General features: G+C 72.1%; 15 protein-coding genes. 13 read left to right on the forward strand and 2 right to left on the reverse strand.

The genetic code is table 11. From position 1 onward, the window contains the following. The first annotated feature begins 190 nt into the window (after positions 1-190). The 3 genes from I6A81_RS29060 to I6A81_RS29070 are packed head-to-tail and all read left to right on the forward strand — an operon-like array spanning position 191 to position 2,555. Positions 191-1,102, forward strand: coding sequence for an LLM class flavin-dependent oxidoreductase (locus I6A81_RS29060; RefSeq protein WP_203005955.1), 912 nt, complete (start codon positions 191-193; stop codon positions 1,100-1,102). Further along, positions 1,095-2,120, forward strand: coding sequence for an LLM class flavin-dependent oxidoreductase (locus I6A81_RS29065; protein ID WP_203005954.1), 1,026 nt, complete (start codon positions 1,095-1,097; stop codon positions 2,118-2,120). The genes I6A81_RS29060 and I6A81_RS29065 overlap by 8 nt, the downstream gene beginning before the upstream one ends. A gap of 45 nt (positions 2,121-2,165) precedes the next feature. Then, on the forward strand, positions 2,166-2,555 hold the full coding sequence (locus I6A81_RS29070; RefSeq protein ID WP_203005953.1) for a nuclear transport factor 2 family protein: 390 nt from the start codon (positions 2,166-2,168) through the stop codon (positions 2,553-2,555). Between the two features lie 37 nt (positions 2,556-2,592). On the opposite strand, the gene I6A81_RS29075 is transcribed toward I6A81_RS29070, so the two are convergent. Continuing rightward, positions 2,593-3,207 carry a TetR/AcrR family transcriptional regulator gene (locus I6A81_RS29075; protein WP_203005952.1) on the reverse strand — a complete coding sequence of 205 codons (615 nt, stop codon included), beginning with the start codon at positions 3,205-3,207 and terminating at the stop codon, positions 2,593-2,595. Positions 3,208-3,296: 89 nt separating this feature from the next. Between I6A81_RS29075 and I6A81_RS29080 the strand changes: the two genes are divergently transcribed. From I6A81_RS29080 to I6A81_RS45820, 4 genes are read left to right on the forward strand one after another with little or no spacing between them, the layout of a single operon-like run. Beyond that, positions 3,297-4,493, forward strand: a complete 1,197-nt coding sequence (locus tag I6A81_RS29080) for a cytochrome P450 (RefSeq protein ID WP_203005951.1) — start codon at positions 3,297-3,299, stop codon at positions 4,491-4,493. Next, complete coding sequence (locus I6A81_RS45815) at positions 4,490-5,545, forward strand: NAD(P)H-dependent amine dehydrogenase family protein (protein ID WP_203005950.1); 1,056 nt, start codon at positions 4,490-4,492, stop codon at positions 5,543-5,545. The genes I6A81_RS29080 and I6A81_RS45815 overlap by 4 nt, the downstream gene beginning before the upstream one ends. After that, positions 5,533-6,648, forward strand: a complete 1,116-nt coding sequence (locus I6A81_RS29090; protein ID WP_203005949.1) for an ABC transporter substrate-binding protein — start codon at positions 5,533-5,535, stop codon at positions 6,646-6,648. The genes I6A81_RS45815 and I6A81_RS29090 overlap by 13 nt, the downstream gene beginning before the upstream one ends. Then, positions 6,645-7,724 carry an NAD(P)H-dependent amine dehydrogenase family protein gene (locus tag I6A81_RS45820; RefSeq protein ID WP_203005948.1) on the forward strand — a complete coding sequence of 360 codons (1,080 nt, stop codon included), beginning with the start codon at positions 6,645-6,647 and terminating at the stop codon, positions 7,722-7,724. The genes I6A81_RS29090 and I6A81_RS45820 overlap by 4 nt, the downstream gene beginning before the upstream one ends. A gap of 132 nt (positions 7,725-7,856) precedes the next feature. Here I6A81_RS45820 and I6A81_RS29100 read toward each other — a convergent pair whose 3' ends face one another. Next, on the reverse strand, positions 7,857-8,969 hold the full coding sequence (locus I6A81_RS29100) for an ABC transporter substrate-binding protein (protein ID WP_203005947.1): 1,113 nt from the start codon (positions 8,967-8,969) through the stop codon (positions 7,857-7,859). A 273-nt stretch (positions 8,970-9,242) separates the two neighbouring features. On the opposite strand from I6A81_RS29100, the gene I6A81_RS29105 reads away from it, so the two are divergent. From I6A81_RS29105 to I6A81_RS29130, 6 genes are all read left to right on the forward strand, one after another. After that, complete coding sequence (locus tag I6A81_RS29105) at positions 9,243-10,874, forward strand: AMP-binding protein (RefSeq protein WP_203005946.1); 1,632 nt, start codon at positions 9,243-9,245, stop codon at positions 10,872-10,874. Positions 10,875-10,990: 116 nt separating this feature from the next. Next, complete coding sequence (locus tag I6A81_RS29110; protein WP_203005945.1) at positions 10,991-12,163, forward strand: thiolase family protein; 1,173 nt, start codon at positions 10,991-10,993, stop codon at positions 12,161-12,163. A gap of 113 nt (positions 12,164-12,276) precedes the next feature. Further along, positions 12,277-13,128 carry a mycofactocin-coupled SDR family oxidoreductase gene (locus I6A81_RS29115; RefSeq protein ID WP_203005944.1) on the forward strand — a complete coding sequence of 284 codons (852 nt, stop codon included), beginning with the start codon at positions 12,277-12,279 and terminating at the stop codon, positions 13,126-13,128. A gap of 149 nt (positions 13,129-13,277) precedes the next feature. Then, complete coding sequence (locus tag I6A81_RS29120; RefSeq protein ID WP_203005943.1) at positions 13,278-14,261, forward strand: zinc-dependent alcohol dehydrogenase; 984 nt, start codon at positions 13,278-13,280, stop codon at positions 14,259-14,261. A 226-nt stretch (positions 14,262-14,487) separates the two neighbouring features. Then, positions 14,488-15,747, forward strand: a complete 1,260-nt coding sequence (locus I6A81_RS29125) for an acyl-CoA dehydrogenase family protein (protein WP_203005942.1) — start codon at positions 14,488-14,490, stop codon at positions 15,745-15,747. A 26-nt stretch (positions 15,748-15,773) separates the two neighbouring features. Beyond that, positions 15,774-17,042 carry an acyl-CoA dehydrogenase family protein gene (locus tag I6A81_RS29130; protein WP_203005941.1) on the forward strand — a complete coding sequence of 423 codons (1,269 nt, stop codon included), beginning with the start codon at positions 15,774-15,776 and terminating at the stop codon, positions 17,040-17,042. Positions 17,043-17,159: the final 117 nt, after the last annotated feature.

Raw genomic sequence — 17,159 nt, forward strand, 5'->3', positions numbered from 1 at the left:
CCTGAGCCGGTTCTACCTCATCCAGACAGAGACATCTATATGTATAGACCTTCAGGTTTGGTAGGTTGCCGGCCATGACCGCAGGTGGCGGCCGGGGACGCCGGTCGCAGCACCGGTGCCCGCGGCCCGGTCCGCGGCACGGTCGCGTGGTCGGGGGCGGCGCGGAGATCTCCTCGAGGAAGGCGGCGGCATGTCGGTGGGGCGGTTCGGCCTGCTGATGACGAACTACTCGCACGGCCTCGCGCCGGACCGGCTGTTCGGCCGGGTCGGGGAGATCGCTCGGGCCGTCGACGAGAGCGTCTTCGACACGTTGTGGTTGCCCGACCACCTCATGCAGGGGCCTGTCGGGGACATCGAGGCCAACCAGGGCGCGGCGTCGCGGACGCCGGACGGGCCCCGCGGCCGGCGCACGCCCATGTTCGACGCTCCGACACTGCTCGGCGCACTCGCGGTCGCGACGACGCGGGTGCGGCTTGGCCCGCTCGTCAGTCCGGTCACTACCCGTCATCCGGCGCTGCTGGCCAAGGCCATGGCGACGGTCGACGTGGTCTCCGGCGGGCGCGCCGTCGTCGGCCTGGGGGCGGCCTGGGACGCCGACGAGCATCAGCGGTTCGGGATCCCGTTCCCGCCGGCGCGGGAGCGGGTGGACGGTCTCGAGGACGCCGCGCGGATCTGCCGCGCGATGTTCGACGAGCCGACCGCGAGCCACCAGGGTCGCCGGTTCTCGGTCGACCGGGCGATCAACGAGCCTCGGCCGGTCAGCCCGCGGGTTCCGCTGCTGGTCGGTGGAACCGGCGCCCGGGTACTGCGGATCGCGGCGACCTACGCCGACGCCTGCAACCCGATCGGGGAGGCCGACGCCGTGCGCCGCGCGTTCGCGGCGGTTGACCGGTGCTGCGCCGAGATCGGCCGCGATCCGGCCGAGGTCGCGCGCCTGGCCGGCGTGATGTTCCACCGGACCGCGGACGTGCCCGCCCTGGTGGCCGAAGCGTTCGCCGTGGGAGCCGACGGCGTGATCCTCGTCCCGTGGCAGATCGCGCTGTCGCCCGAGTGGGTCAGCGCGATCAGCGGCCAGCTTGCCTCGGAGTTCGGGGATGCCTGACGAACGGGACGCCGGGCAGAGTGGTGCCGCCGACGGGCGACCGGCGGCGCGGGGCCTGAAGGTCGGGCTGTTCGTGGACGCGCGCAACCCACCGCCGTGGCAACGTCCCTGGCGGGAGCACTACCCGAGGGTGCTCGACCTGGCCGCCGAGGCCGACCGGCTCGGCGCGGACTGCCTCTGGCTCACCGAGCACCACGGGTTCGACGACGGCTACCTCCCGCAGCCGCTCGTGCTGGCGGCCGCCATGGCCAGCCGCACGAGGCGGGCGAGGATCGGCACGGCCGTCCTGCTGGGGCCGATCCGCGATCCGCGCCACCTGGCCGAGGAGGCGGCGCTCGTCGACCTCCTCTCGGACGGGCGGCTGGAGCTCGGTCTCGGGGCGGGGTACGTGCCCGGCGAGTTCGAGATGTTCGGCGCCGACATGACGGCCCGCTTCGCCACCCTCGACGCGGTCTTCGCCCGGGTGCGCGCCCTGCTGAACGACGGCGAGATCACCCCGGCGCCACTGCAACGTCCCGTGCCGATGTGGCTGGGCTACGGCGGGCCCGTCGGGGCGCGCCGGGCCGGGCGGATGGGCGCCTCGCTGCTCACCATCGGCCGGCGGACGGCGGCCGCGTATCTCGAGGGCCTGGCCGAGGGCGGGCACGACCTCGCCTCGGCCCGGCTGGCGGGCGACGTGGACATCATCGTGGCCGACGACCCGGAGGCCGCCTACGAGCGGATCAGGCCGCACTACCTGTACCAGCTGAACTCCTACCGGCTGGCGGCCCGGCGCAGCCCCGCGCACACCGAGGCGGAGCTTGGTGACCGGCTCGGGCGGGGCCGTGGCCCGGTACAGGTGAACCTGCTCGTGCTGTCGCCCGACGAGGCCGTGGCCAAGATCCGCGGACGCGTCGCGGGCCTGCCGGTGGAGCACGTCTTCACCTGGGCCACGGTCGCCCAGATGCCCGAGGACCTGACCTCCCGCCACCTGCAACTGTGGCTTGGCCCGGTGCGAGACGCCTTGTTGGGCGCCTGACCGCCGGTCACGCACGTCGACACGCGCGACCATGGAGGCGCAGCTATGGACCTGGCCGACCGGCTGGCGCTGGGCGAGCTCCCGAGCCGATACGGCGATCTGATCGACGACCGCAACTGGCGGGATCTCGATCAGATCTTCCTGGCCGACGCCACCTTCGAGATACCCGGCCAGGTCCTCGACGGGCTGGCGGAGATCCGGGAGTTCATGGTCCAGGCGCGGCACCCGCGGACCCACATCATGACCAACATCTATGTCGATGAGACGCCGGACGGCGTCATCCTCCGGTTCCGCCTCGTGGGCATGCGGCCCGACGGCCGGATCATGTCCGGCCGGTACCGCGACGTCGTGGTGAAGCGCCCGGAGGGCTGGCGGGTGGCGCGTCGGGTCTTCACGGCGACCCCGTACGAGGAGCCGGTCCCGCCCTCGAACTGACCGGCGAGACCCGCGGCGGCGTGACCGCGGGTCCTGGCTACCTGGCCGCGAGACCTGGCGAGGTCGTGTTCGCGGGTGGCGTCAGGATTCGGATGATCATCTCGATGATGTTGTCGATGGGGTGGTGCCGGGCGGCGGCGAGTGGCACGAAGATCCGTCCGAGGAGGATTCCGTGGACGGCGTCGAAGACCTCGTCGAGGTCGAAACTGGGTTCGACGCCGGCGGCTTTGACGATGGCGTAGAAGTGCGGCCGCAAGGAGAACTGCAGCCACTGGGCCGGCGGCGGGGCCTCGTGTTGGTAGGCGGCCATGAGGCCGGGGATGGCCGCGCGGGCGGCGGGCGCGCCCAGGCCGCTTTCGAACATGTGGATGAGGTGGCGCAGGTCGCCCCGCAGGTCGCCGGTGGGCTCGACGGTGACCTGGGTGAGGGCCGAGAACGCGGCTTCCTCGATGAGGGCCAGCCGGGTGGGCCAGCGGCGGTAGATGGCGGGCACGTTCACGCCGCACCGACGCGAGATCTCCTGCACCGTGGTGGCCGCGAATCCGGATTCGCCGAGAAGCTGGCGCGTCGTCGCGAGGACGACGGGCTCGATGTTCGGGTCCCGGGGTCTTCCGCGCGGACGGCGGCGTGACGGTGGCTCGTGGTCGGCCATGGGCTCCTGGTTGACGTGACGGTTCGGGCCCTCCTATTCTCCCCCCACGTTAACGTAAGTGCCTCTTACGTAAATAGGGAGAGGGGTTCATGGCGCAAGCCGATCATCCCGTCACCAAGGTCGACTTCGTGAACCTCGTCGCCAGCTTCGGTGGCACGGCGACCTCGACCCAGCCGCAGCCCGTCAACCACGCGCTGGTCGAGCGGGGGGCCGTCCGGCTGGGTGACGCGGTGCTGGTCAACAGCCGGGCGCTGGCCGACGCGACGCTGCGCAACCGGTCGTTGTTCTCCTCGGAGGACCTCGTCGAGCAGGGCAACACCCTGCCGCTGATCCCGCTGGGCATCGACCCGCCGGACCACACCGCGTACCGCAGGTTCCTGGACCCGCTGTTCTCGCCGCGCCGCGTCGACGCGCTGGAGGCCGACATCACCGCGCGGGTGAACCGGTTCGTCGACACGTTCGTCGACCGCGGCTCGTGCGACTTCACCGCCGAGTTCGCGGAGCTGTTCCCGTCGTCGGTGTTCCTGGGGATGCTGGGGCTGCCGTGGGAGGAGCTCGGCACGCTCGTCGGGTTCCGCGACGGTCTGCTGCGTCCGGGCGACCTGGCGATGCGGCCGGAGGAACGCTCGGCGATCCAACGGGACACGGCGCGGCAGGTCTACGCCTACTTCGACGCGGTGCTCGACCAGCGCGCCGCGGCGCCCCGCGACGACCTGCTGTCGCTGTTCGTCAGCGCGCAGACGGCCGAGGGCCGGTTTCGCCGCGACGAGCTGCTGTCGATCTGTTTTGTGCTGCTCACGGCCGGGCTGGACACGGTGACCGACTCACTCACCTGCTTCTTCGCGTTCCTTGCCCAACATCCCGGCCACCGGCGGCGCATCGTCCAGGACCCCGACGTCATCGCGAACGCCGTGGAGGAGCTGCTGCGGTGGGAGACACCGGTCCCGTCGGTGGTCCGGTGGGCCAGGCAGGACGCCGCCCTCGGCGGGGAGACGGTCGAGGCCGGTCATCACGTGATGGTGAACCTGGGCGCCGCCAATCTCGACCCGGCCGAGTTTCCTGACCCGCTGGAGGTCCGTTTCGACCGGGAGGTCAACCGCCATCTCGCGTTCGGCGGCGGTGTGCACCGCTGCCTCGGTTCCCATCTCGCCCGCCGGGAGCTGCGGATCGCCCTGCGGGAATGGCACCGACGGATTCCCGAGTACACGCTCAGCCCCGGCTACGAGGTCAGCTACCTCCCGCCGCTGCGCTACGTCCCCGACCTCAGACTCTCGTGGGCGACGTGAGCAGCCGGGTCGTCCAGTGGGCGACGGGTACCACCGGCCGGCTGGCCCTGCGGGCCGTCATCGACGCGCCCGACCTCGAGCTCGTCGGCGTCCGGGTCTACGACCCCGAAAAGGTCGGCGCCGACGCGGGAGACCTCGCCGGCCGCCCCGCGACCGGGGTCCGCGCGACCGACAGCAAGGACGAGCTGCTCGCCCTCGCCCCGGACGTCGTGCTCTACATGGGCCGGGTCGAGACCAACCCGGAGGGCTGCTTCACCGACGTCGCCGACCTGCTGGCCGCCGGCGCCGACGTCATCGCGACCGGCAGCTCGTTCGTCGACACCCGCGCGTTCGACCTCGAACGCCACCAGGCTCTCGCCGCCGCGTGCGAGAAGGGCCGGAGCACCTTCCTCGGTCTCGGGCTGTTCCCCGGGTTCTGGGGCGAGGTCGTCGCCCCGGTCCTGTCCCGGCTCGCGTTCCAGTGCGACCGCATCTTCGTGCGAGAACACCTGTCCTACGCCGAATACCCGAGCACCCAGCTGATCTTCGACGTCATGGGGTACGGCCATGCCCCGGACGCGACCGGCCCGCTGCTCAGCGACCCGCGCCGCGCCGCCGGTGCCTTCACTGGCACGGCGACGATCCTCGCCAAGTCTCTCGGCCTCGCCGTCGCCTCCGTCGAGCCGTTCCGCGAGGTAGCCGTGACCGACCGGGAGCTGACGGTCGCCGCCGGCGTCATTCCCGCCGGGACGGTCGGGGCGATGCGACTCGGCGTCCTGGCCGACTGCGGCCCGGTCACCATCGCCGTCGAGCACGTCACCTGGATGGCGCCCGACGTCGCGCCGCGGTGGTCCGCCCCCGGCGAGGGCTACCAGATCGAGTTCGACGGCGCGCCAACCCTGCGCTGCACCCTCGTCCTCGGCACCAGGGGCGAGGACCACACCGACATGGGCTGCCTCGCCACCGCCATGCACGCCGTGCACGCGATTCCCGCCGTGCGGGCGGCGGCGCCAGGCGTCCTGGACCTCGCGGACGTACCGACCTTCCTGGGGAGACTGCCATGGCCGACGTGACACCGGCCCGCATCGGCCTGCTCATCGACTATCTCGACGCCGACGGCGGCTACGACGAGAACATCCTGCTCACGCTGCGACTCGTCGCCGACGACTACTTAGCCCGCGGCGTCCTCGAACGGCCGGTCGAGTTCGTCGTCCGCGCCGTGCAGGGACTGCCGAACGGCACCTTCCAAGCCGTGCGCGCCGCCTTCCGCGAACTGGTCGAAGAGGGCGTACTGGTGATCTTCGGGCCTTGGGTGTCCGAGAACGGCGTCGCCCTGCGCCCCTACGTCGAGCAGCTGGGCGAGGTCGCCTGCATCACCATGGGCGCCTCCGAGACCATGCTCGGCGAATGGGTCTTCGGCCTCCCCGCCGGCTCCATGGAGGAGGAGCCGATCATCATGGCCACCATCGCCGCTCTCGACGGCTGCCGCACCGTCGGTATCGCGTACGAGGACTCCCTCATCGGCGCCGAGTACTTGCGCACCACCCGGGTCGCCTGCAAGGAGGCCGGCCTGCGTATCACCGCGGAGGTCCCCATCCCCCAGGTCCAGGCCGACAAGCAGGCCGCGATGAAGCAGCTGGCCGTCGACCAGCCCGACGGGATCCTGCACGTCGGGTTCGGCCTCGGCATCCCCGGCATGAACGACGCCCTCGCCGAAATCGGTTGGACGCCACCCCGGTACACGACCACCGCGTTCGAGTTCGCGGCCACCAGCGCCTGGTGGCGCGACCAGCTGGCCGGCTGGATCGGCCTCGACCAGTACGACGAACGCAACCAGACCGCCGTCGCGTTCCTCGACCAGTTCGAGGCTCGCCACGGCCGTCGGCCCGCGTACTTCTTCCCGCTCTACTGCTACGACGTCGGCCGGATGATGATGCTGGCGCTGGCCGGCGCCCGCCCACTCACCGGCCCCGGCGTCAAGGACGCCCTCGAGAAAATCAAAATGCTTCCGGCCGCGTCCGGCGCGCCGGGAACCCGCCTGCGGTTCGGCCGCTACATCCGGCACGGCTGGGTCGGAAGCGAGTTCCTCGTGGCCCGACGCGTCCTGCCCGACGGCAGCCGAAGCGTCCTGCACGCCACCATCGAAGGCCTCGTCGAACCGCCCTCCACCCCGTGACCCGGGTCGTCCAGTGGGCGACCGGCCCCGTCGGCACGGCCCAGCTCCGCGAAGTCATCGACAGCCCCGGCCTCGACCTCGTCGGCCTGTTCGTCTACAGCCCACACAAGGTCGGCGTGGACGCGGGCGATCTCGTCGGCCGCGGCCCCACCGGCGTCGTCGCCACCAACGACAAGGCGGCGATCCTCGCGCTCGACGCCGACCTCGTCCTGCACGCCGCGAGCAAGGCCTACTCCGACAACACCAACACCGACGACATCGTCGCCCTGCTCGAATCGGGCAAGGACGTCATCACCACCACGTCCTACAACCACCTCCCCACCTTCGGGGCGGCAGCCCGCGAGCGGGTCGAGAGCGCCTGCCAGCGGGCGGGCACCCGGTTTCACGCCGCGGGGGAACATCCCGGCTTCATGTTCGAGCGGCTCGCCACCACGCTCACCGGACTCTCGCAACGAGTCGACAAGATCGTCGTCCAGGAGTTCGTCGACTGCCGGGGCCTGTCGTCGAAGGAAATGCTCGTCGACCTCATGGGCATGGGTAAACCGCCCGAGGACATCACGATCACCTCCCCCATGTTCCAGGCCGTGTCGATCCAGTACGAGCAGGCGCTCGCGGCCACCGCCGACATACTCGGCCTGCGCATCGACGAGATCCACCGGTCGATCCGCACAGCGACCGCTTCCACAGATGTCGAGACCCGGTGCGCGACCCTGCCGGCCGGCACCGTCGTCGGACAGATCCTGTCCTGGTCCGCTCACCACGGCGGCATCCCGGTGCTCGTCGCCGAGGAGCACTGGACCGCCACCGGCGGCCTACCCACCTGGGAGCACCTGCCCGACGGCGAGTTCCTCGTCCGCGTCCAGGTCGACGGAGCCCCGTCCCTGCACCTGGACCTACGCATCGGCAACGAGCCCATCGCGGGATTCCCCGGCGTCGGCGGCGGCCAGCTCGCGGTCGCCATGACCGCCATCCGCGCCATCCCCGACGTCCTCCAAGCCCCACCCGGAGTCGTCATTCCCGCCATCTTCGGCGCCTACCGCTGGCCCCGGAACCCAGCCAGGACCCCAGCACGCTGAATATTGAGGTCCCCGACTCCGCGCCCTACCAGACCGCTATCAACCGGTAACCGGCAAAACAACGGACGTGGTGCCTTTCCCGATGGCGAGCACCGCCGGAGGAGAACAGCTCGTGGCGGGCGTGACGCGGGCTTAGCTGGGTTCGAAGCGGGCGACGAGGCGGTGGGACTTGCGGTCGGGTTCGAAGGCGCGGGCGACGAGGTAGCTTGAGCCCATCCAGCCGCGGCGGGTCCACTGGCCGAAGGAGATCGTCGTTCCGGGGGCGCCGGAGGCGGCCGGGACGAGTTTCACGCGTTCGAGGGCGTCGCGCACGCCCCGCGGCGACAGCGGCTCGGCGCCCGCGAACGCGCGCGCCAGCGCCACGCCCGCGTCGTGGCACAGCCCCGGCGCGTAGTACTGCGGCCGGCGGCCGTACGCGGCCTCGAAGCGGTCCAGGAACCGCTGGCCGACCAGGTTGTCCTCGTCGTACTGCTCCAGCCCGACCCAGCCGACGTACGCGTCCCAGATCTCGTCCGAGAAGTACGCGTCCTCGAACGCGGTTCCCATGTATCGCGGCGGGTCCCAGCCGAGGGCGCCGAGCGCCTCGTTGATCCGGATCACGCCGTAGCCGAAGCCGAGGTGCACGAGCGCGTCGGGCCGCGACCCGTGGAGGGAGCGCACCGCGTCGCCGATGTCCTGCCCGGTCTGCGCGATGGTCTCCTCCGCGACGATGCGCAGTCCCTGCTCCCGGCAGGCGTCGCGGAAGCCGCGCCCGTACAGCTGACCGATCACCGAGCGTTCCACGAGCACCCCCGCCGTGCGCGCGCCGGCCCTGGCGGCGAGGTTCGCGAGGATGATCGGTTCGTCGGTCATCGACCCGTTGGGCAGCGCGAAGGTCCACTTCCCGAGCCACTGGTCGGCGCCGCAGACGCTGATCGAGGGCACCCGGAACCGCCGCTCGATCTCGGGCCGCAGGGCGAGGGTGTTCTCGGAGATGTGCGGGCCGAAGACGGCGAGGCAGCCCTCGTCGACGAGTTCGCCGTAGCTGTCGATGACGGACTTCACGCTGCCGGTCGGTAACCCGTCGGCGTCGCGCTCGACGAGTTCCACCGGCCGGTCGAGCAGTCCGGACTCCTGCGCCTCGCGGAAGACCAGCGCGAGCGCGTCGAGGAAGTCCTGGCGGGTGTCGTAGGCCCTGCCGGGCGGGATGGTGAAGTCCTGCAGAACGCCGAGCTTGATCGGCTTCGCCTGATGTCCCACGGCCACGGTTCGTCTCCCTGATCTCGTCACTTGCCCGAACCCGAGGGCGTTCGCCAGGCGAGGCGCCCGCGGCCTTCCGGCCGTCGAGCCCCGGCGGACGCTCCCGGCGTGGGCGGGCGCGGTCCCGACCCGCGCCCGAAGGCATCGACGCGAAGACATCGATACGTGCGGGAAGCCGGGTCGACGGCGCGGAAGGATCATGCGCATGTCGGTTGGCGGACTGTTATATATATAGATGTATCACCGCGCGGGGGTGCTGGCGAGGAGGGGACGAGTCAGGTGAGTGACGGTGTCTGGGGGAGTGCCTCGCGGCATACGACCACGGAGCTGCTGGTGCGGCGGATCGAGAAGGAGCCGGACAGCGAGTACCTGGACATCGGTGGGACCACGCTGACGGCCGCGCAGGTCGGCGCGGCGGCGGCTCGGCTGGGTGGTGGTCTTCGGGAGCTGGGGGTCGGCCCTGGTGACCGGGTGGCGATGTTGTTGGAGAACTCGCCGGAGATGCTGGTCGCGTGGTGGGCGGCGCAGTGGGCGGGTGCCGTGGCGGTACCGATCAACACGGCGTACAAGGGCGAGTACCTGCGTCATCAGCTGCGGGACTCCGGGGCGACCGTGCTGGTCGTCGCCCACGATCTCGCGGATCGCGCCGCGGCCGTGTCCGGCGATCTCGACGAGCTGGCGCATGTGGTGGTCACGGGCCCGGAGGTGCCGGTGTTCCCGGGCGCGGCCGGTCACCGGTTCGACGACCTGCTGTCGGGTGCGCCGCTGGCGGAGCCGGTCGCGCGCCGCCCGTCGGACCTGGCGACGTTCATCTACACGGGTGGGACGACGGGTCTGTCGAAGGGCTGCATGCTCAGCCACAACTACCACGAGGCGCTGGCGAGGCAGATCGGCTACAGCTGGGGCCGGACGGCGGCGGACGTGGTGTGGACGCCGCTGCCGATGTTCCACTACAACGCGCTGGTCACGGCGGTGGTGGGGACGCTGGTGTACGGCGGGCGGGCGGCGATCTACCGGAAGTTCTCGGTGTCGAACTTCTGGCCGGAGATGAACCGGACCGGCGCGACGATGACCTCGACGCTCGGGACGATGGCCTACCTGCTGGCGCACGACGAGGACAGACCGGAGATGCCGCGCTCGGGTGCGCCGGAGGCGAACACGTCGCTGCGGCTGATGGGGGCGGCGCCGCTGCCGCCGGAGGTCGACGACGTGATCCGTTCCCGGTTCGGGATCGACACGTTCTCCGGTGCCTACGGGGTGACCGAGGCGAGCCTGATCTCCTGGCAGCCGCCGGGCGTGCGCAACAGGCCGCGCGCCGCGGGGGTCGTGAACACCGAGTACTTCGATGTGCGGATCTTCGACGACGAGGACAACGAGCTGCCCCGTGGGACGGACGGGGAGATCGTGATCCGGCCGAAGCTGGCGCACGTCATGTTCGAGGGGTACTGGGGCCGTCCCGAGGTGACGGTGGAGACGAGCCGGAACTGGTGGTACCACACCGGGGACATCGGGAAGATCGACGAGGACGGCTACCTGTACTTCGTCGACCGCAAGGCCGACTACCTGCGCCGGCGCGGCGAGAACATCGCGAGCTTCGAGGTCGAGCGGATCCTGATGGGCCACGGCCAGCTCGCCGACGTCGCGGTGCACGCGGTGCCGAGCCAGCTGACCGAGGACGACGTGAAGGTGACGGCGACCCGGGTCGCCGGCTCGGCGCTCACCGAGGAGGAGCTGTTCCGGTGGTGCGTGGACGCGCTGCCGTACTTCGTCCTGCCGCGCTACATCGAGTTCCGCGACGAGCTGCCCCGCAGCCCGGTCGGCCGGGTCCTCAAGCGTGAGCTGCGCGCCGAGGGCGTCACCCCCGCCACCTGGGACGTCGAGGCCGCCGGCATCACCTACGAGAAGCGCTGAGGCAGGCGCGCGGACGGCGCCCGGTCAACCCACCCCCCGACTACCAGGCTCGCGACCACCAGCAGTTCGACAGTGTCCGGCGTCCCGGGCACGCGCCAGATCCCGAGGAGTCCACCGTGACCGACGCAGTCATCGTCTCGACCGCTCGCACGCCCATCGGGCGTGCCCGTAAGGGATCGCTGGTCGGGCTGGACGCGTTCCAGCTCGCAGAGGTCGTCGTGCCCGCGGCGCTCGAGCGCGCCGGCGTGCCCGCGCGGGACGTCGACGGCCTGGTGCTCGCCGAGGCGTACCAGGGCGGCGGGGTCATCGCCCGCAACGTGGCCGTGCGGCTTGGCCTGGACGACCTCGCCGGCCTCGCCACCAACCAGCACTGCGCCGGCGGCCTCGCCGCCGTCGCGATCGCGGCCGGCAGCGTCCGCGCCGGTATGGACCAGGTGGTCATCGCCGGTGGTACCGAGAGCCTGACCAACAGCGCGATGACGACCACCAGGAAGGGGCCCGACGGGCAGCCGGTGACGTGGGTGTCCGCGTCGCACCCGGAGACGCCGGACGCCCCGGCCTTCGACATGTCGATCACTGTCGGCGAGAACACCGCCCGTGAGCTGGGCCTGACCCGTCGCGACGTGGACGAGTGGGCCGCCTACAGCCACGGTCAGGCGGTCGCGTCGATCGACGGCGGCTACTTCGCCGACCAGATCGTGCCGGTCGAGGTGACGGCGCCGGACGGCACGACCAGGCTGTTCGACACCGACGAGTTCCCGCGCCGCGGGGTCACCGTCGAGTCGCTCGCCCAGCTGCGGCTGCTGCATCCCGAACTGCCGGACGCGACGGTGACCGCCGGCAACGCCGCGGGCCTGAACGACGCGGCGGCCGCGGTCACGCTGGCCAGCGGCGAGTACGCGGCGGCGAACGGGCTGGCGCCGCTGGCCCGGATCCGGTCGTGGGCGTCGGTCGGGGTGCCCCCGGCGCTGACCGGGCTCGGCCCGTCGCTGGCGATTCCGAAGGCACTCGACCGGGCCGGGCTCACGCTCGCCGACATCGACCTCTTCGAAATCAACGAGGCCTTCTGCTCCGTCCCGGTCGCGGCCATCCGCAAGCTCGGGATCGCCCCGGAGATCGTGAACGTCAACGGCAGCGGCGCGAGCCTGGGCCACCCGATCGCCGCCACCGGCGCGCGGATGGTCGTGACGATGGTCCACGAGCTGCGCCGCCGCGGGAACACCCTCGGCGTCGTGTCCATGTGCGCCGGCGGCGGCATGGGCGCCGCCATGGTCATCGAGGCCCTCTAACCCGATCCGGTTCACGAATCGGCTCGCCCCGATGGGCGGGCCACCCGCTTCTCCCGGTTGGCTCGCCGATGGGCGAGCGAACCGGGAGCTCGGACATCCTGGAAGGAATCGCCATGGGCAAGCTCGACGGCAAGGTCGCCTTCATCACCGGAGCCGCGCGCGGCCAGGGCCGCAGCCACGCGCTGCGGTTAGCCAGCGAGGGCGCGGACATCATCGCGGTCGACCTGTGCGAGCAGATCGCCAGCGTCCCCTACCCGCTGGGGACGCCGGAGGACCTCGCCCAGACCGTCAAGGAGGTCGAGGCGCTCGGCCGGGGCATCGTCGCGGTGAAGGCCGACGTCCGGGAGCGGTCCCAGCTGCGGGCCGCGCTCGACGAGGGGCTGGCCCGGTTCGGCCGGCTCGACATCGTGCTCGGGAATGCCGGTGTCTGTGCCTGGGACGACCTGTCGCTGTGCGGCGGGTTCGTCGACGTCACCGATGTCGACCTCATCGGCGTGATGAACACCGTCGCGGTCAGCCTGCCGCACCTGACCGCCGGTGCCTCGATCATCCTGACCGGCTCCACCGCCGGCATGATGAAAGGCACCACCGAGATCATGGGCAACACCGGCGGCGTCGGCTACTCCTGGGCCAAGCAGACCGTGCTCCGCTACACCGAGGTCCTGGCCCTGCAGCTCGCGCCGCACAACATCCGGCTGAACGCGATCCACCCGACGAACGTCAACACCAACCTGCTGCAGAACGACCGGATCTACAAGACGTTCCGCCCGGACCTGGAGAGCCCCACCCGCGAGGACGCGGAGCTGGCGTTCCCGGTGCTGCAGGCGATGCCGATCCCGTACATCGAGCCGAACGACGTGAGCTCCCTGGTGCTGTTCCTCGCGTCCGACGACGCGAAGTACATCACCGGCCTCAACATCCGCATCGACGCCGGCGGAATGCTCAAGGGCGAGTCAGCCCTCTAGGCCCGACGCGGGGCCCGGTCGGGCTGGGCTGGCGGCGGGCGTGGTCCCGTCGACGCGGACCGGCCGAGCCCTCCGCCGGGCCACCGTGACAGATATGTCTGAATGGATCTCGGGCGATCGCGGGGCGGTCCCCGAGCTGCGGAGGTGTCATGCGCGCGGCTGTGGTCGTTCCCGGCGGACGGTACGAGGTCACCGAGGTGCCGGATCCCTCGCCAGGCCCGGGGGAGTTACTGCTGCGGGTCACGGCCTGCGGGTTCTGTGGCTCGGACATCAAGGCCCGCGCGGCGATGCCCGAAGGCACGGTCATGGGACACGAGTTCGGTGGGCAGATCGTCGGGGTCGGGCCGGACACGGCCGGCGACTGGCGGGAAGGCGCGCATGTCGCGGTGCTGCCGGCGCTGTCCTGCGGAGGCTGCGACTGGTGCGCGTCCGGCTACGTGATCCACTGCCCCCGGGTGCGGCTCGTCGGGCTCGGCGGCACCGGTGGCGGCTTCGCGGAGCTCGCCGTGGTCACCACCGCCGCCGCCTTCCCGCTCACCCCGGACATCGACCCGCTGCACGGCGCCCTGGTCGAGCCGTTCGCGGTGGGCCTGCACACCGCCCGCACCGGGCGGATCGAGGCCGGCGACGACGTGCTCGTCGTCGGCGCCGGCACCGTCGGGCTGACCACCATCGCGTGGGCCCGGGCGCTCGGAGCCCGCCGGATCACCGCCGTCGACCCGGCCGCGATCCGCCGGGCGGCCGCCGAGAGGTTCGGGGCGACCGACGTCCTCACCTCCGTCGAGGAGGCGACGGCCGGTTCCTACGACGTCGTCGCCGAGTGCGCGGGCAGGGCGGGACTGCTGGACGCCTTCGTGACCGCGGCGCGGCCGCGGGGCCGGATCGTCCTGGCGGGCGTGACCATCGACGCCACCCCGTTCCAGTCGTGGGCGGCGCTGATGAAGGAGGTGTCCGTGGGCTTCGCGGTCTACTACACGCCGGAGGAGTTCCGGACCGTCATCGCCGCGTTCACCAGTGGCCTGATCGATCCGGCGCCGCTGCTTGCCCGGCAGGTCGGGCTTGGCGAGGTGAACGAGGCGTTCGACGACCTCGCCCAGGTCGCCGCCAGCGGGAAGATCCTCGTCAGCCCCTGACGGGGAATGCCCGGCCGTCACGGTCCCCGATCCGGACAACGCCGACGGACACGCCGAGGGAGGACGCCGACGGATGGCGCCACCGGGTGGCGTCGCCCAGGCGCGTCACGCGCGGCCGGCGCGGGAGGCCACGCGCCGTCGTTGCCGCCGCGGGGCGATCACGTCCCGGCGGCGTGGCCGGCGGCCGTAGACGAACGAGACACGCGAGTCAGCGGAGGAGCGGGCCGTGGATGATGTGCTGACCGACGAGCAGCGGATGCTGGTGGACGCGTCCGCGCGCTTCATCGCGCGGACCTGTCCATTGGAGAAGGTGCGAGAAGGCACCTACGCCGGCGCCGGCTTCGCCGCCGCGTACCGGCGCCAGGCGGGCGAGCTGGGCTGGTACTCACTGCTCGTCCCGGACGAGCTCGGCGGCGGGAGCGTCTCGGGCAACGGCGTGCTCGACGCGGCGCTCGTGGCCTACCACCGGGGCCGCGCGCTGCAGCCCGGGCCGTTCGTCGGCACGAACGTCGTGGCGTACGCGCTCGCCGCGGCCGGCGCCGGCGAGCAGACGGCGAAGGTACTGCCCGCCCTGCTGTCAGGGGAGACGTCGGCGGCCTGGGTGCCCGCCGCGGCGCTGGTTCCGCCGTCGTCGGCGGGTTCGGCGGCCGCGCCGCCGGCCGCCCCGGTGGGCCGGTCGGCGTCGGCCGGGGCCGTGTCGGCGGTGGAGGCCGGCGGTGGCTGGCGGTTGTCCGGGCAGGCCACGTTCGTGGAGGATCCCGGTCCGGACGGCTGGTTCCTGGTGACCGCCAGCACCGGTCCCGCGAGCGCGGGGGACGGTGGAGGCGCCGGGCTCGCGCAGTTCCTGCTGCCGGCCGGCACCCCCGGTCTGCGGGTGGTGCCGCTCGAGTCGTTGGACCTCACCCGCCGGTTCGTCCGGCTGGACTTCGACGACGTCCCCGTCGCGTCGGCTGGGAGCAGGCTTGGCGCGGCGGGCGATGGGGGCGGCGCGGACGAGCTGGTCGCCCGGCAGCTCGCGCTGGCGTGTGTCCTGACCACGGCCGAGTCGGTCGGCGCGATGGATTTCGAACTCGCGATGACGGTGCAGTACGCGAAGGACCGGATCGCGTTCGGCCGGCCGATCGGCTCGTTCCAGGCGCTGAAGCACGTGCTCGCGGACACCAGCCTCGCGCTGGAGATGAGCAAGGCGATCACGACGGCCGCGGCCCAGCGGCTCGGCGAGGTGGACGGCTCGCCCGGCGCGGCCGAGCCGGGCGGCTCTCCCGGCTCGGCTGGCTACGGGCTGGAGGCGGCGAGCATGGCGAAGGCGTTCGTCGGGGACAGCGGCGTCGACCTTGCCCAGAACTGTTTCCAGGTCTTCGGCGGGATCGGCTTCACCTGGGAGCACGACCAGCATCTCTTCCTGCGCCGGCTGACGACCGACGCGGCGTTGTTCGGCGACCCGAGCTGGCACCGGGAGCGCCTGTGCCAGCTGTCCGGGATCTAGGCCGTGTCTAGGCGAGGGTGTGACTGATGACCGATGAGGTTTCGGACGGCGCGAGCGGGCTCGACGAGTTCCGCGCCGAGGCGCGGGCGTGGCTGGCCGCGAATCTGGAGCGGCGGCCGGCCGGTGTGCGCGATGGCGGAGAGGCCCGCGGCGACGAGGAGGTCGCCGCCGCTCGGCCGCTGCAGCGCAAGCTGTTCGACGGCGGGTACGCGGGCCTGTCGTTTCCCCGGGAGTACGGCGGCCGCGGGCTGACGGGGCACCACGAGCGGGTGTTCGTGGAGGAGTCGCGGGGGTATCTCACGCCGCACTTCGGTGGCGCCGGCCACGTCACGTTCACCGCGATCGCGCGGTCGATGCTCGCGCACGCGTCGCCGGAGTTCCTGCGCCGGCACATCCCGCCGATCCTCAAGGGGGAGCGGCTGTGGTGCCAGTTCTACTCGGAGCCCGAGGCCGGCTCGGACCTCGCCGGGATCCGGACGACGGCGCGCCGCGAGGGCGATCGCTGGGTGCTGAACGGGTCGAAGATCTGGAGCACGGGCGCGCACCAGGCCGACTACGCGATGTGCCTGGCGCGCACCGACTGGGACGTCCCGAAGCACCGCGGCCTGACCTGGTTCGCCGTCCCCACCGACGCCAGGGGCGTCACGGTCCGGCCGATCCGGCAGATCAACGGGGAGTCCGGGTTCTGCGAGGCGTTCCTGGACGACGTGGTCGTGTCCGACGAGGACATCATCGGGGAGGTCAACCAGGGGTGGTCGGTCGCGCAGACGATGCTGGTCTACGAGCGCGGCGCCGGGAGCTCCGGCGGGGCCCGGGTGGAGCCCCGCGTGCTCGCCCCCGAGCTCGTCGCGCTCGCCCGGAAGGTGGGCCGCCTTGACGACCCGCTCGCGCGGCAGGCCATCGCGCGGGCACACGTCAACGAGTTCGCCCAGTACCACCTCGGCCTGCGGATCGCCGCCCGGCTGCGAAGCTCGGCCACACCGCAGCCGGCGGTCGCCGCCTACGGGAAGCTGGCCGCCGGCGTACTCTCGCCGATCCGGGCCCGGCTCACGGTGGAGATCGGCGGGGCCGAGGCGCTGACCTGGCCGCGGGGCGCCGACGAGACGGCGACCCAGCCCGCGACCAGCTACCTCAACGGCCGGATGGTCGCCATCGCCGCCGGCACGAACGAGGTGCAGCGCAACGGCATCGGCGAGCGCGTGCTCGGCCTGCCGCGCGAGCCGAGCTTCGACGCCCGCAAGCCGTTTCGCGACGTCGTGCGCGACGCCCGAACCTGGGACGGCCGCATCGGCTGAGCCGCCGCGCGCGGCGCGCACCGAGCCCGCACCGAGCCCGCGGCGGGGCCGAGGCGCTGACCTGGCCGCGGGGCGCCGACGAGACGGCGACCCAGCCCGCGACCAGCTACCTCAACG

The sequence above is a fragment of the Frankia nepalensis genome, from assembly GCF_016786325.1.
Taxonomy (GTDB): Bacteria; Actinomycetota; Actinomycetes; order Frankiales; family Frankiaceae; genus Pseudofrankia; species Pseudofrankia nepalensis.

Excerpts from the sequence above, each read along its gene's own strand:
- I6A81_RS29060 (WP_203005955.1), top strand. The coding sequence starts at position 191 with ATGTCGGTGGGGCGGTTCGGCCTGCTGATGACGAACTACTCGCACGGC.
- I6A81_RS29065 (WP_203005954.1), top strand. The coding sequence starts at position 1,095 with ATGCCTGACGAACGGGACGCCGGGCAGAGTGGTGCCGCCGACGGGCGA.
- I6A81_RS29070 (WP_203005953.1), top strand. The coding sequence starts at position 2,166 with ATGGACCTGGCCGACCGGCTGGCGCTGGGCGAGCTCCCGAGCCGATAC.
- I6A81_RS29075 (WP_203005952.1), bottom strand. The coding sequence starts at position 3,207 with ATGGCCGACCACGAGCCACCGTCACGCCGCCGTCCGCGCGGAAGACCC.
- I6A81_RS29080 (WP_203005951.1), top strand. The coding sequence starts at position 3,297 with ATGGCGCAAGCCGATCATCCCGTCACCAAGGTCGACTTCGTGAACCTC.
- I6A81_RS29090 (WP_203005949.1), top strand. The coding sequence starts at position 5,533 with ATGGCCGACGTGACACCGGCCCGCATCGGCCTGCTCATCGACTATCTC.
- I6A81_RS29115 (WP_203005944.1), top strand. The coding sequence starts at position 12,277 with ATGGGCAAGCTCGACGGCAAGGTCGCCTTCATCACCGGAGCCGCGCGC.
- I6A81_RS29120 (WP_203005943.1), top strand. The coding sequence starts at position 13,278 with ATGCGCGCGGCTGTGGTCGTTCCCGGCGGACGGTACGAGGTCACCGAG.
- I6A81_RS29130 (WP_203005941.1), top strand. The coding sequence starts at position 15,774 with ATGACCGATGAGGTTTCGGACGGCGCGAGCGGGCTCGACGAGTTCCGC.